This is a genomic window from Pseudomonas sp. NFX71, assembly GCF_048079215.1.
Lineage (GTDB): Bacteria > Pseudomonadota > Gammaproteobacteria > Pseudomonadales > Pseudomonadaceae > Aquipseudomonas > Aquipseudomonas fluorescens_B.
Genome location: NZ_CP182230.1, coordinates 2,049,666 through 2,068,406 on the forward strand (window position 1 = coordinate 2,049,666; position 18,741 = coordinate 2,068,406).

Genomic DNA, 18,741 nt, shown 5'->3' on the forward strand with positions numbered 1-18,741 from the left:
TGAATCAGATGAAGTTGATTTCCTTGAGGTAGTCGCAGCCGCGGCGCAGCAGTGCCGGGGACTTTTCCGGGTAGTGCGCACCCATCTGCCGCACACCGGCCTGGGCGTTGTCGTGGCCGATCATCGAGATGTCGCCGATGTCTTCCTCGAAGCCGTTGAGGTAGAAACCGAGTACGCCGAACAGCGCGTTGTCGCTGTCGACCCGGCCCAGTTGCTGCTGCCAGTCGGCCACGCTGACCATGGAAAATTCCCGCCCCGCTTCACGGAAGGACGCGACGTAATCGTCCCAACTCAAGGGTTCGGGGTTGTGCAGGTTGAACACCGCTTTTTCCGCTGAATAACGACTGGCGTGGAACGCGATGAAACGGGCGAGAAAATCCACCGGCATCAGGTCGAAATTCAACGCGAACTCTGGCACCTGACCAAGCTGGATCGAGCCTTTGAGCATCAGCATCAATCGATTTTTGTGTGGCTGGCAGACACCCGTGAGGCTGTTGAAACTGATGTTGCCGGGGCGATACACATTGACCCGGACCCCACGCTCCCGCGCTCGTTCGAGGATGCGCTCACCGACCCACTTCGACAGGTTGTAGCCGTTCTTGATGTAGATCGGCGGGGTCTGCGCGGCGGGCAGTTCAAGCACCCGACCGTCATCGGAAATCGTGCTCGACGCAGACAATGTCGACACGAAATTGAAGATCTTTTTGCTGCGCCCTTCGCACAAGCGCAAGCACTCGAAAATCGGCTCGACGTTGTCCCGCGCCAGCGACTCGTAATCGAGCACGTGATTGACGTTGGCGGCGTTGTGAACAAGTGCGCCGAACTCGCGATCCAGGTGCTCGTAAACCTCCACGGCGAGCCCGAGTGAGGGCTGTGTGATGTCCGCCGCGTAGACCCGCACCCGGTTCAGATCCAGATGCTCCAGACGGTTCTCGCGCAGTGCATGAGCAAAGCGCTCGGCCGCCGATTGCCCGTCACCATCGCGTACCAGACAAGCCACTTCGCTGGCCCCCCAGGCCAGCAACGCCTCGACGATGTGCACGCCGACAAAACTGTTGGCGCCGGTGACGATCACCTTGTGCACATCGCCCATGCGGCTGACCGGTAACGGCTGTACATCCAGCTCGCGGAACGCATCCGCCATGGCCTGCTCGCTCAGCACTTCTTCGGTGCCGGAGCCGCGTACCAACGTCGCGAGTTTCGTTACGGTGGGCAGTTCGATGAAGCGGTTGATCGAAATGCTGCGCCCGAACTCTTCACGCAGTCGCAATAGCATGCGCGACAACAGGATCGAGTGACCGCCCAGATTGAAGAAGCTTTCGTCAGTGGAAATATCGCTGGCCGGCAGCTCCAGCAGCTCGGCCCAGATCTCCAGCAGCAACGCTTCATCGGCGTTGGCGGGCAAACGGCGCGACGGGTTTTCCGTCATGCTGACGGGTAGTTCCAACAGCGCTTTGCGGTCAACCTTGCCGTTGCTGGCGAACGGCATGCTCGTCAATTCGGTCCAGGCGGTGGGCTGCATGTAGTCCGGCAGAAACCGGGTAGCGTGTGCCTTCAGTGCTTCTCGCGCGGCACCGGTTTGATTTTCCTGAGGCTGGGCGAGGAAGGCGAGGATCCGCCGCTGGCTGTCGATCACCACCGCCACCTGGCGGTACAGCTGACTGTCACGCAGGCAGCGTTCGATCTCTTCCGGCTCGACCCTAAAGCCGCGAATCTTGACCTGATTGTCCCGGCGTCCGCACAGCTCGATGCCTGCACCGGTCCACTTCGCCATGTCGCCGGTGCGATAGGCGCGCAGACTCTCACCGTTCGGCAAGCTCAGGTTCAGGTAACGTTCGGCGGTCTGTTGCGGGTTGTTCAGGTATCCCAGGCAAACGCCCGGTCCGATGATGTACAACTCGCCGACGGTCTGTTCGGGCACCGGTTGAAAATCCTCGTCGAGAATCAGCACCTGACTGTTGGCGATCGGCGCGCCGAGTGTGCGATTGCTGTCATCGACGCGCAGTTGCCGCGCGGTGATCAGCACCGTGGCTTCGGTCGGGCCATAGAGGTTGTAGAGATTGCCCTGGCGGGTGAGTTGCTCGATGACACAGGGTTCGCAGACATCGCCACCAGTCATCACGTGGTTCAGCACCTGCAATTGATCCAGCGGCAGAATGCTCAGCAAGGCCGGTGGCAAAAACGCATGGCTCAACTGTTGGTGGCGGATCAGTTCGACCAGTTGCAGCGGGTCACGGCGTTGATCGTCGTTGGGTACGATCAGCTCGGCGCCTTGGAGCAACGTCGGGAAAATATCGATCAGCGACGAGTCGAAGCTCAGTGACGAAAACTGCAATACGCGGCTCTGTTCAGTCAGTTGCACATAGTCGGCATACCACGCGGTGAAGTGGGCCAGGTTGGCCTGGCTGAGCAACACGCCCTTGGGATGACCGGTAGTGCCCGAGGTGTAGAGCGCCATGCACGGCGCGTCGAGGTCCGGGCGCTGGCGCATCAACGGTTGATCGACATCCACGTGCTCGATGTCGATTGCGCTGATGTCCAGGCTGGGCATCTCGGAGGCGAGCGGGTGCTGTCCGTCGTGCAGCAACAGCACGGCGCCAGCATTCGACAAAATGTACTGCTGGCGCTGCAACGGGTGGCTCGGTTCCAGCGGCAGGTACACCGCGCCGCTGCCGAGAATCGCCAGAATCCCCGCATACAACGCGCTGCATTTCGGCAGGCAGATGCCCACCACCAACGGCTTGTCGTGCTGTTCGAGCAATGGTTGCAATCGCTGCGCGATGGCACGGCTGTGAGCATGCAGTTGGCGATAGCTGAGGAACGTGCCGGCAATGCTCAGCGCTGGCCGTTCGGCGGAATCGATGAAGCGCTGCTCAAGGCGCTCGATCATCGGCACCTGAGCGCGTTGCAGCACACCGGGGTTAGCGGTTGCGTTGAGGCGGTGGACGAAGGCCAGGTGTTCTAAAAAAAGCAGACTTTCCACCTGCTCGAACTGAACGGGCGTCACCGGTTCGACGAGCAGAAAATAGTCGGCATCCCGGGAGAAACGGCTGACCAGCAAAGCGACATGGTCCACCAGCTGCGCCACCGCTCGCAGACGCAACGCCTGGCCATTGCCCGAAGGTTCGTCGGCAATCGGCACGCGGGTGAGCAGCGTCGAACCGTACAGGCACAGCAGGTCCAGCGGCGGTAAACCTGAATCCCCACGAACTCCGACACCCAGGCGCAACGTCAGTCGAGGTACATCGCCCAACGGCTGGAACGACAGGCTGGCATCGTCGATCAGTAAGTCAGCGTTGTCCGACGGCGGCGGGTCGAGGGCCGTCAGCCGCGTCAGTGAATGACCGTGTTGTTCAAGCTCCAGCGCCAGGTCGGTCAGGGCCTGGCTGTGGCCAATGAGCAGAATGTCGAGACGTCTCATGATGTGCTCCTCGTTAAACCAGGTAGTCGCTCAGGGCTTCTTGAACACACGGCGAATCGAGCAGCGAACTGCTGTGGAAAAACCGCACGATGTTGGCGACCAGCGGGTGATGGCGGTTGATCGGGAAGGCCAGCCCCGACACTTCGCTCTTGAGTGCGCGGCGCGTGGCATCGCTGATTTGCAAGGACTCGATCAGGCGCAAGTCGAATGATTTCTGGATGTCGTTGGTCAGGTAATGGCCGATGAACACCGGCAGAAGCTGAGCGATGCACTGACGGTCGTCTTCGCTTGCGGTGTGCCAGTAAATGCGCACCAACCGCGCCCAGAATCCGGAATGACGGCCCTCGTCGAGCAAATGATCGGCCATCAATCCCTTGATCGATTGCTTGACCGTGTTGTCCTTGGCGAATGCCGCCACGTCGCCTGTCACGGTGTTCTCCGCGATGGCTACGCAGATCAATTCCACGGCGCTGCGCAAATGCTCCGGTGCCAGTGCAACAGCCGCCGGAATCGCCCGGCTCAGCTCGATTTCATCCGGCAGCCCGATCGGTGTGATCCCGGTCATGGCGACGGTTTGCTGCATGAAATCCATCGCCACCAGCGCGTGGTAATCCTCGTCCACCACGACGGTCATGGCGTCGTAACGACAGGCGAACGGAAAGGTCACGGCGAAGCGGTTCTTGGCGATGCTGCGCGCGGTTTTGTCGACGATCTCGGTTTCGAAAATCACCACGTCGTTGATGAATTTGTAGAGCGTCTGCACCAGGGCGAAATCCCGTTGTTCGGGGCATTCGCGCAGAAAGGTTTCGCTCAACACCAGCGGTTGACGACTCAGCGGGTAGATCAGCTTTTCGTCGTTCTCCAGCACGCGGCGCGGGCGGGTGCGGATGGTCGCGCGGCTTTCCCAGGCGTCGGCGAAGGATTGGTAGTCGGCGGCGTTCATGCGTTCACCTCCGCCACCGGTTCGCTCATGCTCAGGCGCAGGCCGTCCCACAGGGCGATGCGACTTTCAACGGCCGCCAGAGCGCTGGCGTAGACGTCTTCTTCCCGTTGCGGATCGCCGTTGACCAGCCGCGCGAGGAGTTTTTCCGCCGCCGGGCCGTGGTCCTCGGAATCGACTTCAATGTGCCGCTCCAGGTAGTAACGGAAGGTCGGCGCCTGTTCAAAACCGATACCCCAATCGTCGAGAATGCGCTGGAACATTTGCGGAATAACGCTCTCGCGCCCGTGCAGAAACGCCGCCGCCACGCTGTGGCCGGGCGCATGCAGTGCGGTGTGCAAGGTGTGGCGCACGAATTGCGCAGCGGCCGGGTCGATGTCCACGCTTTGCAGCGCCACGTCGTAACTCACGCCCTCTTGTTGCAGCGCCACGAAGCGTTCGATGGCGACGGTGCTGGCGCCCACTTCACGCATCGCATCCAGGTACAACTCGAAGTGGCTGTAATGACCGTGGGCCGGACGATCATCGGACTCTTCGCCCAGCACAATTTCGTTGATCAGTCGGGCAGCCTGCGGATCTCTTGGCGGCAGCCAGGGCAACTGGATGCAGGTCAGTTCCTGTTGCAGGCGCTTGGTCAGCGACATGAAATCCCACACCGCAAAAACATGGGATTCCATGAAGCGTTGGAGTACCGAAAGCGAATGTATTTCAGAAAAAATCGGATGCGCACTCAGTTCTGCTTTCTTCTGATTAAGACGGTCTTTAGTCGATTTCATGGCGAGCCTATAAGTGATCCGGAATGAAGTGTGATCAGTAATTGACGGCGTTTTGAATGTTCTGATGGCGAGCATGTACCTCAAATGAATTGATCGTTATTAGTTGCATACAAGTAGTGTGGCTTTGGTGCTGCGGCCAGTGTCCAGTGGTCGCGAAGAAACGCTAATACACGAGCAAAGTTCCGGGCAAGTTATTTTTATACTATTTGCAAGTTTAACTTTTCCTGGCGCGACAAGTTCCAATAAGACTTTTGATTAAAGTTTTATTTGGGCGTAGTTGCTCCTTCCGGCTTATGTAAGTCGAAATTGAAGTAAAGAGTGAATGCCTCACTCGAAGCAACTTTCCAAGGGTGATCGTTAGTGTGATTTGAGGGGTGGAAGTTGGCCGGGATGCCGATGCTTCCTTTCCCGTTGCAAGACTCCTTCCGTAGGTTCTTGATGCGGGGACTGCACCGCTGATGCGATGCGTCACCCGTTTATTACTGGTTGGCACGCCAAGAGTGAGCGTAAATCAAGGCAGCCGCTATCGCCGACGCGTCATACGGTCGATGCAATTGTCTGGCTTGGGGTAACGGACACGCAGGTGCGGCCAGCGCAGGCGAGCAGGTTGATCTGCTCGCTCCGATAGCCGGTATGATTTATTTCGAGGTTTTTCTGCTTTGTGCTTCGGGGCTGTTGAGGTAGTTCGTGATGACCTCGACGCCCCGGTTGAGGTGTTGTTCGAGCAGCTTCACCGCGCGTTCGACGTCGCGGTCTTCCACTGCGCGCAACAGCGCACGGTGATCTTCCTGGGACAGTTTGCCCAGGCCCATGGCTTCCAGGTTGAAGCGCAGGAAGCGTTCCTCTTCGTTCAACCCGTCTTCGACCAGTTTCAAGAGCCGGCGATTAGGCGCCTTGCTGTACATCGCCATGTGAAACAGACGGTTGAGCCGGCCAATTTCGGTGTAGTCGTGCTCCGTTTCCAGTTCATCGATGTAGCGGGCCGCCTGTTCAAAGTCTTCATGGGTGAGCAACGGGATCGACAGGCGCAGGGCTTCGGACTCCAGCAGGATCCGCAGCGCATAGGTTTCGACGGCGTCGCCCTGAACCAATGGCGCGACCACCGCACCTTTATGGGCGATCACATTAAGCAGCGCTTGCGCTTCGAGCTGGCGCAAGGCTTCACGGACCGGCATGCGACTGACCCCGAACAGGTCGGCCAGGTCTTGCTGACGAAGGGCTGTGCCGCAAGGAATACGGCCGTCGAGAATGGCGGCGCGCAGGGTTTCTTCGATGACCGAGCGTGCCAGATGAGCGGGAATCGGACCGTTGACCTTGATGCTGCTGAGAGGGTTGGGCTTCTGTGGCACTACTACACACCCTGAATGACTGAAAGAATTTGGATCCAAGAGGACACTAGTGACTGCCTGACAGGTTGTCAAACACGCAGACTAAACAGCTCACACCCCAAGTTTAGCCCGCTCCGGTGATCTCACCGTGCCATTGTCTTTTAACCGGCTAACCTTCACCATCAATCGATTCCACCTGCCTACCTGGATGCCTCCCATTGGCGGTACGTTTCGCGATCCCCTGGACGTTGCGCTGGCTATGCTGCGCGTTGCTGCTGGCCGGCGTCATGCCGGGCGGTCTGCATGCCGACTGGGATTTTTCCCTGGTCAGCCGCCGGGCGCAGGCATTGTACGGGCCATTGGGCGCAGGGCAGCAACGCATTGATGCCTGGCAGCATTTGCTGGCCACGCAGAAGCAGATCAGCGAGCTGGAGCAGCTCAACGTGGTTAACCTGTTCTTCAATAAACAGATGCGCTACGAAGAGGACATCGACCTGTGGCACGAGGTCGACTATTGGGAAACCCCGATCGAAGCCTTGTGGAAAGGTGCCGGTGACTGCGAAGACTACGCCATCGCCAAGTATTTCAGCCTGCGCCGCCTTGGCGTGTCCAGCGACAAGCTCCGCATTACCTACGTCAAGGCCGTGAGCCTGAACCGCGCGCACATGGTGCTGACTTACTACGCCAGCCCCGACGCCATGCCGTTGGTGCTCGACAGCCTGATCGATGCGATCAAGCCCGCCAGCCAACGAACCGATCTGCTGCCGGTCTACGCTTTCAATGCCGAAGGGCTGTGGTTGCCCGGTGCCAAGGGCAATAAAAAAGTAGGTGACACCAAACGGTTGTCCCGTTGGCAGGATGTGTTGAAGAAAATGCAGGCGGAAGGTTTTCCGATCGAGACGATTAACTAGGAGCACGCGCTCAGATGTCTTTGTTCAAACAGCTGTTGATCGCAATCTGTCTGTTCCTGGTGGTCGCCTTCACCGGCAGCTTCATGGTCAGCCTCGAGAGCTCGCGCACCCAGTACGTCAACCAGTTGCGCTCCCACGCGCAGGACGCCGCGACGGCGCTGGCGCTGTCGTTGACCCCGAACATCGACGACCCGGCGATGGTCGAGCTGCTGGTCAGCTCGATTTTCGACAGCGGTTATTACGCGAGCATCCGTGTTGTCGATTTGTCCAACGACAAAACCCTGGTCGAGCGCAGCGGGATTCCGGCGGTGACCAACGTGCCGGACTGGTTCGTCAAGCTGATCGGTCTGGAGCCCGCGGGCGGCGATGCGATTGTCAGCCGTGGCTGGGAGCAGGCGGCGCGGGTCGAAGTGGTCAGCCACCCGATGTTCGCGTTGGCCAAACTCTGGCAGAGCGCCTTGGGCAGCCTCGGCTGGCTGCTGCTGTGCGGCGCGGTGAGTGCGGTGCTGGGTGCGTTGCTGCTGCGCCGGCAACTGAAGCCGCTGGATTACATGGTCCAGCAATCCCACGCCATCGCCCGCCGGGAATTCCTCAGCCTGCCCAATCTGCCGCGTACGCCTGAATTGCGTCGCGTGGTACAGGCCATGAACCAGATGGTCGAGAAGCTCAAGGCGTTGTTTCAGGAACAGGCCGAGCGCAGTGAAAAATTGCGCGAGGAGTCCTATCAGGACACGTTGACCGGGTTGGCTAACCGGCGCTATTTCGAAATGCAATTGAATGCCCAGGTGAGCAATCCGGAAAAGGCCAGTTCAGGCTATTTGTTGTTGCTGCGGGTCAGGGACCTCGCTGGGTTGAATCAGCGTCTCGGCGGCCAACACACGGATGATTTACTGATCGCGGTCAGCGAGCAGCTGTCCCGTGAGTGCGCCAGGTATCCGGAGACACTGAACCTCGTCACGCGGATTCGCGGTGGCGAATTCGCCGTGCTGGCGCCGGGGCTGTTGCACGCCGAAGCGTTGCAACTGGCGCAAAACCTCGACAATGCCCTGGCGAGCCTGCACGCGACCGGCGCCACCGATGTGGCCGCTGTGGCGTACATCGGGCTGGCGCCGTTTATGTATGGCGACTCACCGCAAGCAGTGCTCGGACTGGCGGATCAGGCGTTGGCACAGGCTGAAGGCCAGGGTGATTCGAGGTGGGTCTGCCTGGATCACACGGCTGCGGCGAGCCTTGGCGATGCTCATCATGCCTGGCACCGCTTGCTCGATGAGGCGCTGAATCAGCGGCGGTTCGAACTGTATTTCCAGCCGGTGGTGGCGAGCCAGGACACGACACTGGTGCTGCATTACAAAGTGCTTTCGCGCCTGATTGACGAGCAGGGCCAGGCGATTCCTGCCGGTCGGTTCCTGCCGTGGCTCGAGCGTTTCGGCTGGGCTGCGCGGCTGGATCGCCTGATGCTGGAGCGAGTGCTCGAACAAATGGTTGACCACGAAGCGTCGCTGGCGCTGAACCTGTCTTCGGCGACGCTGAACAATCCGCAGGCGCTGGGCAAAGTCCTGGATATGTTGCGCGCGCACTCCAGTCTGGGGCCGCGGCTGACCCTGGAGATCGGCGAGGAGCAACTGCCGGAGCAAGCGAAGCTGGAAGACCTGACGCGACGCCTGCGAGAAATCGGCTTCTCGTTGAGCCTGCAACATTTTGGTGGCCGTTTCAGCATGATCGGCAACCTGGCCCGGCTCGGGTTGGCGTATCTGAAGATCGACGGTGTTTACATCCGCGCGATTGATCAGGAGAGCGACAAGCGTCTGTTTATCGAGGCGATTCAGCGGGCGGCGCACAGCATTGATCTGCCGTTGATTGCCGAACGGGTGGAGACCGAAGGGGAGTTGTCGGTGATTCGCGAGATGGGGGTTTATGGCGTGCAGGGGCGGTTGTTTGGGGAGCCCAAGCCTTGGGATTAAGGTCCTGAAGTTGCTTTGCCTGAACCGACGCTAACGCGGGCAAGCCTGTGCGATAGCGTCAGTTCAGGCAATGAAGACAGCGAGGGCTAGATCAACCCCGAATCATCCTCATCCACTAGATTACTCAACCCACCCAACTCCTCCCGGGCCTGGGAACGGCCCATGAGTTTGGCCTGTGCAGCGGCCGGCAGGTCGGTGATGCGCATTACGCCCTTATCAGTCAGCACCTGGATCAGGTCGTCCAGTACCCGGATCATGTCCAGGTCGCTCTGCCTCAACTGCTTGAGTTGTTTGATTTGCTGCAGTTGCTTGTGATTGATCGCCACGACTTCGCGGGCGAACCAGGCCTGAAGATCCGGGTGATCGGCGGGCAGGCTTTCGGTGGACTCGGCATAGGCCTCGGCTTCCACGCGCATCAGTTGGCCATCTGCATTGCGTTGCACGTAGAGCATTGAGCGTCCCTCAAGCGTTGAGCGGCTTCATCCTGTCAGCAGCATAGGCGAAATCAGCCATATGGTTATTCGCTAATGGTATTTAAATTCGCGTTCTTATACCTATAAAGTCAGCCTCCTGCGTACCTGCCGACCAATCGGCGCGCCGCACGACACAAACCAACACGGGATCTCCGTGAGTTTCTGATCGACGCGCGCGCCCTTGAGCGCGCCGTGCGTGGGAGTGATTTATGTCTGTCGTCTCTGCAACTCAAAGCATCGCGCCGCAAATTTTCGACATTCGTCCGTTCAGTGGCGCCGTCGGTGCCGAAATCATCGGCCTCGACTTGTCTCGCCCGGTCAATGATCAGGACTTCGCCCGCATCCACCGCGCGCACCTTGATCATCATGTCGTGGTGTTCCGCGATCAACGCATTACCCCCGAACAGCAAATCGACTTCAGCCGCCGCTTCGGCGTGTTGCAGATCCATGTGCTCAAGCAGTTCCTGCTGGCCGGGCACCCGGAAATCCTCATCGTTTCCAACATCATCGAGAACGGCCAATCCATCGGTCTCGGCGACGCCGGCAAGTTCTGGCACTCCGACCTGTCCTATAAAGAACTGCCCAGCCTGGGCTCGATGCTGCACGCCCGGGAGTTGCCGTCCGAAGGCGGCGACACCTTGTTTTCGGACATGCATAAAGCCTGGGAAAACCTGCCCGACGCACTGCGCAAAGCGGTCGAAGGTCGCTCGGCGGCTCACTCGTACACCGCGCGCTACAGCGAAACCAAATTCGAAGGCAATTGGCGCCCGACGCTGACGCCGGAGCAGCTGGCTCAGGTCGCCGAAGTCGTCCACCCGATCGTACGCACGCATCCGGAAAACGGTCGCAAGGCGTTGTTCGTCAGCGAGGGTTTCACCACCCGCATCGTTGGTTTGCCGGACGACGAGAGCAAGCAACTGCTCGACGAGCTCTACGCCCACAGCGTACTGCCGCACAACATCTACCGCCATCAATGGCAGCCCCACGACCTGGTGTTCTGGGACAACCGCTCGCTGATTCACCTCGCCGCCGGATGCCCGAGTCATCTGCGCCGCAAGTTGTATCGCACCACCATTCAGGGCGACGCGCCTTTCTGATTTGTCGGAGATTGAATCATGTCCAAACGTCTTCCCTTTGCACCGCTGGCTGCGGCCATCGGCCTGGGTTTCAGCCTCATCGCCGGCAGTCTGGTGGCGCCGACCGTGGCCCACGCCGAAGGTGAAATCCGCATTGCCGAGCAGTTCGGCATCGTTTATCTATTGCTCAACGTGGTGCGCGATCAGAACCTGATCGAAAAATACGGCAAGCAGGAAGGCATCGACATCAAGGTCGACTGGACTCAGCTGTCTGGCGGCGCGGCGGTCAACGATGCGTTGCTTTCCGGCTCCATCGACATTGCCGGCGCGGGCGTCGGTCCGCTGCTGACCATCTGGGATCGCACCCACGGCAAGCAGAACGTCAAGGCCGTGGCTTCCCTCGGCAACTTCCCGTACTACCTGGTAAGCAACAATCCCAAGGTCAAAACCATCGCCGACTTCACTGAGCAGGACCGCATCGCGGTGCCGGCGGTGGGCGTGTCGGTGCAGTCGCGCTTCCTGCAATACGCGGCCGCCAAGCAGTGGGGCGACAAGGAATTCAATCGCCTCGACAAGTACACCATCGCTGTTCCGCACCCCGATGCCACGGCGGCGCTGATTGCCGGCGGCACCGAGCTGACCGGGCACTTTTCCAACCCGCCGTTCCAGGATCAGGCGCTGGCCAACCCGAACGTGCATGTGGTGCTGAACACTTATGACCTGCTCGGCCCGAACTCGCCGACAGTGCTGTTCGCCACCGAGAAATTCCGCAACGAGAACCCGAAAACCTACAAGGCGTTCGTTGAGGCGCTGACCGAAGCCGCGCAGTTTGCCCAGAACGATAAAGGCGCCGCCGCCGATACGTACATCCGTGTGACCAAGGCGAAAATCGATCGGGCTGCGTTGCTGAAAATCATCGACAACCCGCAGTTCGAATTCAGCGTCACGCCGAAAAATACGTATCCACTGGCCGAGTTCCTGTACCGCGTCGGCGCGATTAAAAACAAACCGGATTCGTGGAAGGATTACTTCTTCCAGGACGCCAAACCGCTGCAAGGGAGCTGATCGTCATGAATGCCCCTTTGCAAGACCACACGGTCAGCAAACCGAACGCCACAGCCCAGGCGTTGCTGTCGGTCGACAACGTCAGCCTTGAATACCGCACGCCACAGCGTGTGGTTCGAGCGACCCATCAAGTCAGTTTTGACATCGATCCGGCGGACCGCTTTGTGCTGCTCGGGCCGTCCGGTTGCGGCAAGTCGACCTTGCTCAAGGCGGTTGCCGGGTTCATCCAGCCCGTTGAAGGCGAGATTCGTCTGCAAGGGCAAACGGTCAACGCGCCGGGGCCGGACCGGATCGTGGTGTTCCAGGAGTTCGATCAACTGCCGCCGTGGAAAACCGTCAAACAGAACGTGATGTTTCCACTGTTGGCGTCGAAAACCCTCAAGCGCAAAGAGGCCGAAGAACGGGCGCTGCATTATCTCGACAAGGTTGGGCTGGCCGCGTTCGCCGATGCGTATCCGCACACCTTGTCCGGCGGCATGAAGGCGCGCGTGGCGATTGCCCGGGCGTTGGCGATGCAGCCGAAAATCCTCCTGATGGACGAACCCTTCGCCGCGCTCGATGCGCTGACCCGCCGCAAGATGCAGGAAGAATTGCTGCTGCTCTGGGAAGAGGTGCGCTTCACCCTGCTGTTCGTCACGCACTCCATCGAAGAAGCACTGGTGGTGGGCAATCGCATCCTGTTGCTGTCGCCGCATCCCGGCCGGGTCCGGGCGCAAGTCCACAGCCATCAATACGATTTGCACAGCCTCGGTGGCGTGGATTTTCAGGCGTCGGCGCGACGGATTCATCGGTTGTTGTTCGATGAAGGCCAGTCGCCGGAAACCGCGCGCGAGCTGGATTTTTCCGATATTCGCATCGCTTACTGAGCCATTGAGAGGAGTGCCCGATGAGCCAGTTATCATCTGCGCGTGAAGAATTTGAAACCGTTTTGCAGCCGCTGACCAGTGTACCGCTGGAGCGTGAGTTGCCCCTTGGCCAACGCCTGTGGCAACAAGGCTGGATTCGCAAAAGCCTGATCCTGGTTCTGCTGGCGGTGCTGTGGGAAGTGGTTGCGCGCATCCAGAACAATGACCTGCTGCTGCCGAGTTTTTTGCAAACCGCCAGTGCGTTGTATGACGGCCTGCTCAGCGGCGAATTGCTGGGCAAGGTGTGGATTTCGCTGGTGGTGTTGCTCAAGGGTTACCTGATCGGCATCGTCCTGGCGTTTGCCCTGACCACGCTGGCGGTGTCGACGCAGTTCGGGCGCGATTTGCTGAGCACGCTGACGTCGATGTTCAACCCGCTGCCGGCCATTGCGCTGTTGCCGCTGGCGCTGTTGTGGTTCGGGCTGGGGCAGAACAGCCTGATTTTCGTGCTGGTGCATTCGGTGCTGTGGGCGTTGGCGTTGAACACCTACGCCGGGTTTCTCGGCGTCTCGGAAACCCTGCGCATGGCCGGGCGCAATTACGGTTTGAAGGGCATGCGCTTCGTGCTGTTCATCCTGATACCGGCAGCGTTGCCGTCGATTCTCGCCGGGCTGAAAATCGGCTGGGCGTTCGCCTGGCGCACGCTGATCGCTGCTGAGCTGGTGTTTGGTGCGACCAGTGGCAAGGGTGGTTTGGGTTGGTACATCTTTCAGAATCGTAATGAGCTTTACACCGACAAGGTGTTTGCCGGGTTGGCGGTGGTGATCTTGATTGGGTTGCTGGTAGAGAATCTGGTGTTTGATTCGCTGGAGCGGGTGACGGTGAAGCGGTGGGGGATGCAGCGTTAGGTGCGTCCATCTCACCCTTATTTTATTCACGGCTCATCAAGCATTGAACAGCATGACCAGGAAGAACTTCGTATCGAAGAAACCTCGGAGTGAAGTGACTCATTCAAGGAGTCAATGGCGCCACCGGTGATAGAGCCGCACCAGGGAGCCGATCTCCTGGCGGGTCTCTATCGTCGGCCAGCGCTCGAATCATAGTGTTGAACCGGCTCTCTGGATTTCAACACCTTGACGATTTCAGCAACGAAATTAACCACCAACACTCGCTCACCGACCGGCAGGCTCTGAATCAGCTCATTGATGTTCTGGGACTGGCTGTGGGAGTCATGGGCGTTGGTGCGCACCAGATCGCTAAGCGAGCAATCGAGCACTTCCGACATTTGCTGCAGGCGTGTCAGGGTCAGGGAAATCACGCCATTTTCCATGCGGCTGACCGTCTCTTTTTCCACGCCGATAGCTTCGGCAATATGAGCCTGAGTCAGGCCCTTTGCTTTACGGCGGGCTGCGATTGCGGCACCCACATGATCTGTCACTGTGCGCTCCTTCATGATTTTGACCTCCAGCGTCAATTTTCCGTAGTTATGTGACATTTTGCGCACTTACTACGTTCAAGCGAATGATGTTATACGACGAAGGTATTGATGTATTACGTCATTGTTTGTTTGATTCATATCAAATTGCCCCTATAGGATGTGGTGTAATTTGATGCTGGCTTTTTGGCTGGTGACCGCCCGTACAACTGAGAACTGTCCAAAATGCTGACTCATCTGAAAATCCGAACGGGTATGTTCTGGGTGCTTGCATTGTTCGTCTGTGCATTACTGGTTTCATCGTTGACCAGTTGGCGCAGCGCGCTGAGCAGCGATGAGCAGATCCAAGACCTGCATCAGGTCGGGGTGACCCAGAACAGTCGGGTGCACCTGGCCTACTTGCGTCTATTGCGTTCCCGGGTGGGCATGGCGGGGGCATTCCTTGAAACGCGCACGGGCGATACCGTCAAGGCCCAGGCCAGTCTGCAGCGGGCGACGACCCTGTTTCAGGAAGCCATCGATTACTTCGACACGTTTGCTGCGCAAGAGAAGAGCAGCGGTTCGACCCTTCAGAGCGATGAGTTGCAGCAGGCTTTTGCGGTGTATCGCGATACCCTGGAGGAGCAGATGCAGGCGCTGAGCCAAGGATCGGAAGCGCGTTACATTGAGGTCAATCTCAAGGCGCGGACGGCTAACGACCGGTTTGACATGGCTTTGGTCGGCTTCGAAAAGCAGCTCGATGTGCAAACCGCCGCAATCATGGATCAAGCCCATTCCCGCTACAGCATGGCCCAGGCTCAGGCGGTGATTCTGTTTGTGATCGCCGGGTTACTGGTGGCCGGTTGCTGGTGGTTTATCGCCAGCCGCGTGCTGCGCCCACTGCGCGAGGCAAGGCAGCATTTCGAGGAAATCGCCTCGGGGGATTTGCGACATCCGATCGATGTGCAGTCGAGCAATGAGATCGGCCAGCTATTTTTGGGGTTGCAGCAGATGCAGATCAGCCAGCGTCAGACCATCGAGCAGATCAGCCATTACGCCCATCAATTAGCCAGTTCTGCCGAGCAATTGAGCCGGGTCACGGTGGAAAGCAATCACGGCCTGAATCAGCAGCACAACGAGCTCGAACAAGCGGTCACCGCCGTCACCGAGATGACGGCGGCAGTCGAAGAAGTCGCGAGAAACGCAGTGTCCACATCAGAGGCCTCCAACGCGACCAATCAATTGGCGGGCCAAAGTCGCCGGCAGGTGCAAACCACGCTTGAGGAGGTGGATGCCATGAGCCGGGAGATCAGCACCAGCTCCGCCTTGGTACAGGATCTGGCCACCCAGACTCGCGACATCGGCAAGGTACTGGAGGTGATTCGCAGTATTTCTGACCAGACCAATTTGCTGGCGCTCAATGCCGCTATTGAAGCTGCGCGAGCCGGTGAAGCGGGGCGCGGGTTTGCAGTAGTCGCAGACGAGGTGCGGACCCTGGCTTATCGCACTCAGGAGTCGACCCGGGAAATCGAACAGATGATCGCCGGAATCCAGAGTGGCACTCACCAGGCCGTCAACGCCATGGACGCCAGTACCTTGAGGGCCAGTAGTTCGTTGCAGGCGACGGAAGCTGCCGGTCAGGCGCTTGAGGCGATCTTTGCCGCAGTGCACGAGATCACCGAACGCAACCTGGTGATCGCCAGCGCCACCGAGGAGCAGGCCAAGGTTGCCCATGAAGTGGATCGCAATCTGTTGAATATTCGTGAATTGTCGACCCATGCAGCTGACGGCGCGCATCAGACGAGTTTGGCCAGCAGCGAATTGTCTCGCCTGGCCTCCGAACTGAGCTCGATGGTGCGGCACTTCAAGACCTGACGCCGGGGAATTCTGGAAGACCGGTTGGCTCGGCAAACCTGACGCAGCATGGAGCCTTGTACGTTAAAGCGTTATCAGTGAGTCATCGGCATGTCGGATGTTCAGGATTTTTCACCCATCTTTACCCAGGCACTCGCGCAATCCATTGATAGCGTTGTGGTCATCGACAGCCAGAATCGGGTCATTTTGTTCAATGATGCCGCAGAGAGCCTATGGGGCAATGACCGCGATCAGGTGCTCGGACAGAACGTCCGCTTGCTGGTGCCGGACATGATCCGGGCTGATCACGACAGTTACATTGACGCCAACAGACGGAGCGGCATCAACAGGATTGTCGGTAGCAGTCGAGACGTATTGATTGAACGGCCGGACGGTGATCACCGCTGGGGAGCCATGTCCATCTCCAGAGTCAACGCTTCAGGGCAGCTGTTCTATGTTGCAGTCGTCAAGGACATAACCCGTCAACACAAGGAGCACGAACGCCTGCAACTGCTGTCGCTGGTGGTCGATACCACGGAAAACGCCATCATCATCACCGACGCTCAATGGAGCATGGTGTACGCCAACGGTGGATTCACCCGGATGTTCGGGTACGACCTCGATCAGGTCCGCGGACGCACGCTCGATAGCGTGATCGCGCCGGATTTTGATCCGCAGACCATTGCCGCCATCAACGGGCAGGTAATGCGTGGCGAGGTCTACCACTCGCAGGCTGTCGGCTACCTGCGCGAGGGGCGCCGGGTTTGGTGCGATGTCACGATTTACCCGGTCTGTGACGAGCACGGTAACCTGGTCAATACCGTCAGCGTGATGATCGACGTCACTCACTCTCGAATGCCGGAGATCCTGCGTCACAAGATGCTTGAGGCGATGGTGCAGGAGGAGTCGATTGAGTCGTTGATGGGCCTGGTATGCAATGAGGTCCAGAGGGTAGCGCCGGAAGTGGTCGCCTCGATTTTGAGCGTCGACGATAGCGGGCGGTTGCGTACCCTGGCGGCTCCCGACCTGCCGGCCAGCTACTGTGCGGCGTTGGATGATGTGGCAATCGGACCGGGCGTCGGCTCTTGCGGCGCAGCTGCGTTCAGCGGCACGGCGGTGATGGTCCGTGACATTGCCAGTCATCCGTTCTGGGTCCGTTTTCGTGATTTGGCGTTGCCCTTGGGCCTCAGGGCCTGTTGGTCGACGCCGATCAAATCCAGCTCGGGCCGGGTGTTAGGTACTTTTGCGTTTTACTATCACGAGCCCCGTGAGCCTTCGTTGCTGCATCAGCAATTGATCAGCGCCAGTATTTACTTGTGTGCATTGGCCCTTGAGCGCGAGGAATCACGTGCGCATATCCGTCAACTGGCTTTTTATGACGACTTGACCGGTCTGCCCAACCGCAACCTGCTTAACGCCCGCGCGGACCAGGCCATCGCCGAAGCCTCACGCGACGACACGCCGCTCACCGTCCTGTTTATTGACCTGGACCGTTTCAAGCAGGTCAATGACTCGCTGGGGCATCCGGCCGGTGATGAGTTTCTGCGAATGATCGCCCGGCGCCTGGGCAAGTGTCGGCGCAACGTCGACATCGTGAGCAGGTTATCGGGGGATGAGTTTGTCGTGGTGTTGCCCCAGTGCGCACTGGCGCAGGCGCAGGTAGTGATCGAGCATTTGAGGTATGAACTGTGCGCGCCCTGCGAGATTGCGGGTGTGACGCTCAAACCTTCGGCAAGCATCGGTGTCAGCCTGTTTCCTGACGATGGCCGTTCCATGGAGACCTTGCTGCATCGCGCCGACATGGCCATGTATCAAGCCAAGACCAGCGGGCGTGGGTGTGTCAGCTTCTTCAGCCAAGGTCTTGATCAGTTGGCGCGCGCACGCTTGAACCTTGAGGCCGCATTGCGTGAAGCCATTGATCAACATCTGTTGCACCTGGTCTATCAGCCGCAAATCAATCTGCAGGGTAATGATCTTTACGGCGTGGAGGCCTTGGCTCGCTGGAGGCATCCACAATTGGGCGATATCTCGCCCGGCTGCTTTATTCCACTCGCCGAGGAGTGCGGCTTGATTGTCGAGCTTGGCCAATGGGCCCTGCGTGAAGCCTGCCGCCAACTGGCCACCTGGCGTCGCGAAGGGCTTGAGGTGCCCGCCATATCCGTCAATCTGTCGCCCACCAATTTCCATAATCGGGGATTGCCCGGGATTCTGACCGGGATCCTCGCCGAGCAGCAACTGACCACTTCCGACCTGACTCTGGAAATTACCGAAAACGTCCTGATGGATAGCAATCCCGACACCCTGACCACGATCAACGAGGTGCACGCCCTGGGGATCCGCCTGGCCATGGATGACTTCGGTACGGGTTATTCGAGCCTCAGCTATCTGCGTCGAATTCCTATCCAGGAACTCAAGCTCGATCGCAGCTTTGTTCATGACCTGGAAGATGACATCACTAGTCAGGCCCTGAGCGAAGCGGTAATCCGTATTGGTGAGAGCCTGAAATTACGCGTGGTGGCCGAAGGTATTGAAACGCTGGGCCAGCAACGCATCCTGCAGGCGCAGGGCTATCACGTCGGCCAGGGCTATCTTATTTCAAGGCCGCTCTCGGCATCGGGGTTGAGGTTTTGGCTTGAGGATCGCTCGTATCGCGAATAAGGGTGGCCTTCGGCGCGCT

The 18,741-nt window shown here is 59.0% G+C and carries 14 protein-coding genes; 8 read left to right on the forward strand and 6 right to left on the reverse strand.

The window, feature by feature from the left end; all coding sequences use genetic code 11:
• Positions 1-4: 4 nt before the first annotated feature.
• The 4 genes from ACM1ZW_RS09530 to ACM1ZW_RS09545 form a co-directional block, all read right to left on the reverse strand.
• On the reverse strand, positions 5-3,421 hold the full coding sequence (locus ACM1ZW_RS09530; protein ID WP_416740443.1) for an amino acid adenylation domain-containing protein: 3,417 nt from the start codon (positions 3,419-3,421) through the stop codon (positions 5-7).
• Positions 3,422-3,434: 13 nt separating this feature from the next.
• Entirely contained in the window at positions 3,435-4,364 is a 930-nt protein-coding gene (locus ACM1ZW_RS09535; protein WP_017335814.1) for a diiron oxygenase, read from the reverse strand.
• On the reverse strand, positions 4,361-5,137 hold the full coding sequence (locus ACM1ZW_RS09540) for a DUF3050 domain-containing protein (RefSeq protein WP_017335815.1): 777 nt from the start codon (positions 5,135-5,137) through the stop codon (positions 4,361-4,363). Before ACM1ZW_RS09540 ends, ACM1ZW_RS09535 begins: the two co-directional genes overlap by 4 nt.
• A gap of 638 nt (positions 5,138-5,775) precedes the next feature.
• Positions 5,776-6,486, reverse strand: a complete 711-nt coding sequence (locus ACM1ZW_RS09545) for a GntR family transcriptional regulator (protein WP_017335816.1) — start codon at positions 6,484-6,486, stop codon at positions 5,776-5,778.
• Between the two features lie 197 nt (positions 6,487-6,683).
• Between ACM1ZW_RS09545 and lapG the strand changes: the two genes are divergently transcribed.
• Both lapG and lapD read left to right on the forward strand, forming a co-directional pair.
• On the forward strand, positions 6,684-7,376 hold the full coding sequence (gene lapG, locus ACM1ZW_RS09550; RefSeq protein WP_416740444.1) for a cysteine protease LapG: 693 nt from the start codon (positions 6,684-6,686) through the stop codon (positions 7,374-7,376).
• Positions 7,377-7,390: 14 nt separating this feature from the next.
• Positions 7,391-9,337: a cyclic di-GMP receptor LapD gene (lapD, locus tag ACM1ZW_RS09555; RefSeq protein WP_414879223.1), complete on the forward strand. Its 1,947-nt coding sequence runs from the start codon at positions 7,391-7,393 to the stop codon at positions 9,335-9,337.
• A gap of 86 nt (positions 9,338-9,423) precedes the next feature.
• On the opposite strand, the gene ACM1ZW_RS09560 is transcribed toward lapD, so the two are convergent.
• On the reverse strand, positions 9,424-9,789 hold the full coding sequence (locus tag ACM1ZW_RS09560; RefSeq protein ID WP_017335819.1) for a hypothetical protein: 366 nt from the start codon (positions 9,787-9,789) through the stop codon (positions 9,424-9,426).
• A 230-nt stretch (positions 9,790-10,019) separates the two neighbouring features.
• Here ACM1ZW_RS09560 and ACM1ZW_RS09565 point away from each other — a divergent pair, with 230 nt between their 5' ends.
• The 4 genes from ACM1ZW_RS09565 to ACM1ZW_RS09580 are packed head-to-tail and all read left to right on the forward strand — an operon-like array spanning position 10,020 to position 13,704.
• On the forward strand, positions 10,020-10,907 hold the full coding sequence (locus tag ACM1ZW_RS09565) for a TauD/TfdA dioxygenase family protein (RefSeq protein ID WP_416740445.1): 888 nt from the start codon (positions 10,020-10,022) through the stop codon (positions 10,905-10,907).
• Between the two features lie 18 nt (positions 10,908-10,925).
• The gene (locus ACM1ZW_RS09570; RefSeq protein ID WP_017335821.1) at positions 10,926-11,951 is read left to right on the forward strand and encodes an ABC transporter substrate-binding protein; all 1,026 of its coding nucleotides are present in this window, start codon (positions 10,926-10,928) and stop codon (positions 11,949-11,951) included.
• Positions 11,952-11,956: 5 nt separating this feature from the next.
• Positions 11,957-12,817 carry an ABC transporter ATP-binding protein gene (locus ACM1ZW_RS09575; RefSeq protein WP_414879221.1) on the forward strand — a complete coding sequence of 287 codons (861 nt, stop codon included), beginning with the start codon at positions 11,957-11,959 and terminating at the stop codon, positions 12,815-12,817.
• 20 nt (positions 12,818-12,837) lie between these two features.
• Positions 12,838-13,704, forward strand: coding sequence for an ABC transporter permease (locus ACM1ZW_RS09580; protein WP_414879220.1), 867 nt, complete (start codon positions 12,838-12,840; stop codon positions 13,702-13,704).
• Positions 13,705-13,871: 167 nt separating this feature from the next.
• Here ACM1ZW_RS09580 and ACM1ZW_RS09585 read toward each other — a convergent pair whose 3' ends face one another.
• Entirely contained in the window at positions 13,872-14,234 is a 363-nt protein-coding gene (locus ACM1ZW_RS09585) for a helix-turn-helix domain-containing protein (protein ID WP_238588308.1), read from the reverse strand.
• A gap of 222 nt (positions 14,235-14,456) precedes the next feature.
• On the opposite strand from ACM1ZW_RS09585, the gene ACM1ZW_RS09590 reads away from it, so the two are divergent.
• Both ACM1ZW_RS09590 and ACM1ZW_RS09595 read left to right on the forward strand, forming a co-directional pair.
• On the forward strand, positions 14,457-16,085 hold the full coding sequence (locus tag ACM1ZW_RS09590) for a methyl-accepting chemotaxis protein (protein WP_414879219.1): 1,629 nt from the start codon (positions 14,457-14,459) through the stop codon (positions 16,083-16,085).
• Positions 16,086-16,175: 90 nt separating this feature from the next.
• A complete protein-coding gene (locus tag ACM1ZW_RS09595) occupies positions 16,176-18,722 on the forward strand; it encodes an EAL domain-containing protein (protein WP_416740446.1) in 2,547 nt (848 codons plus the stop codon).
• Positions 18,723-18,741 lie beyond the last annotated feature (19 nt).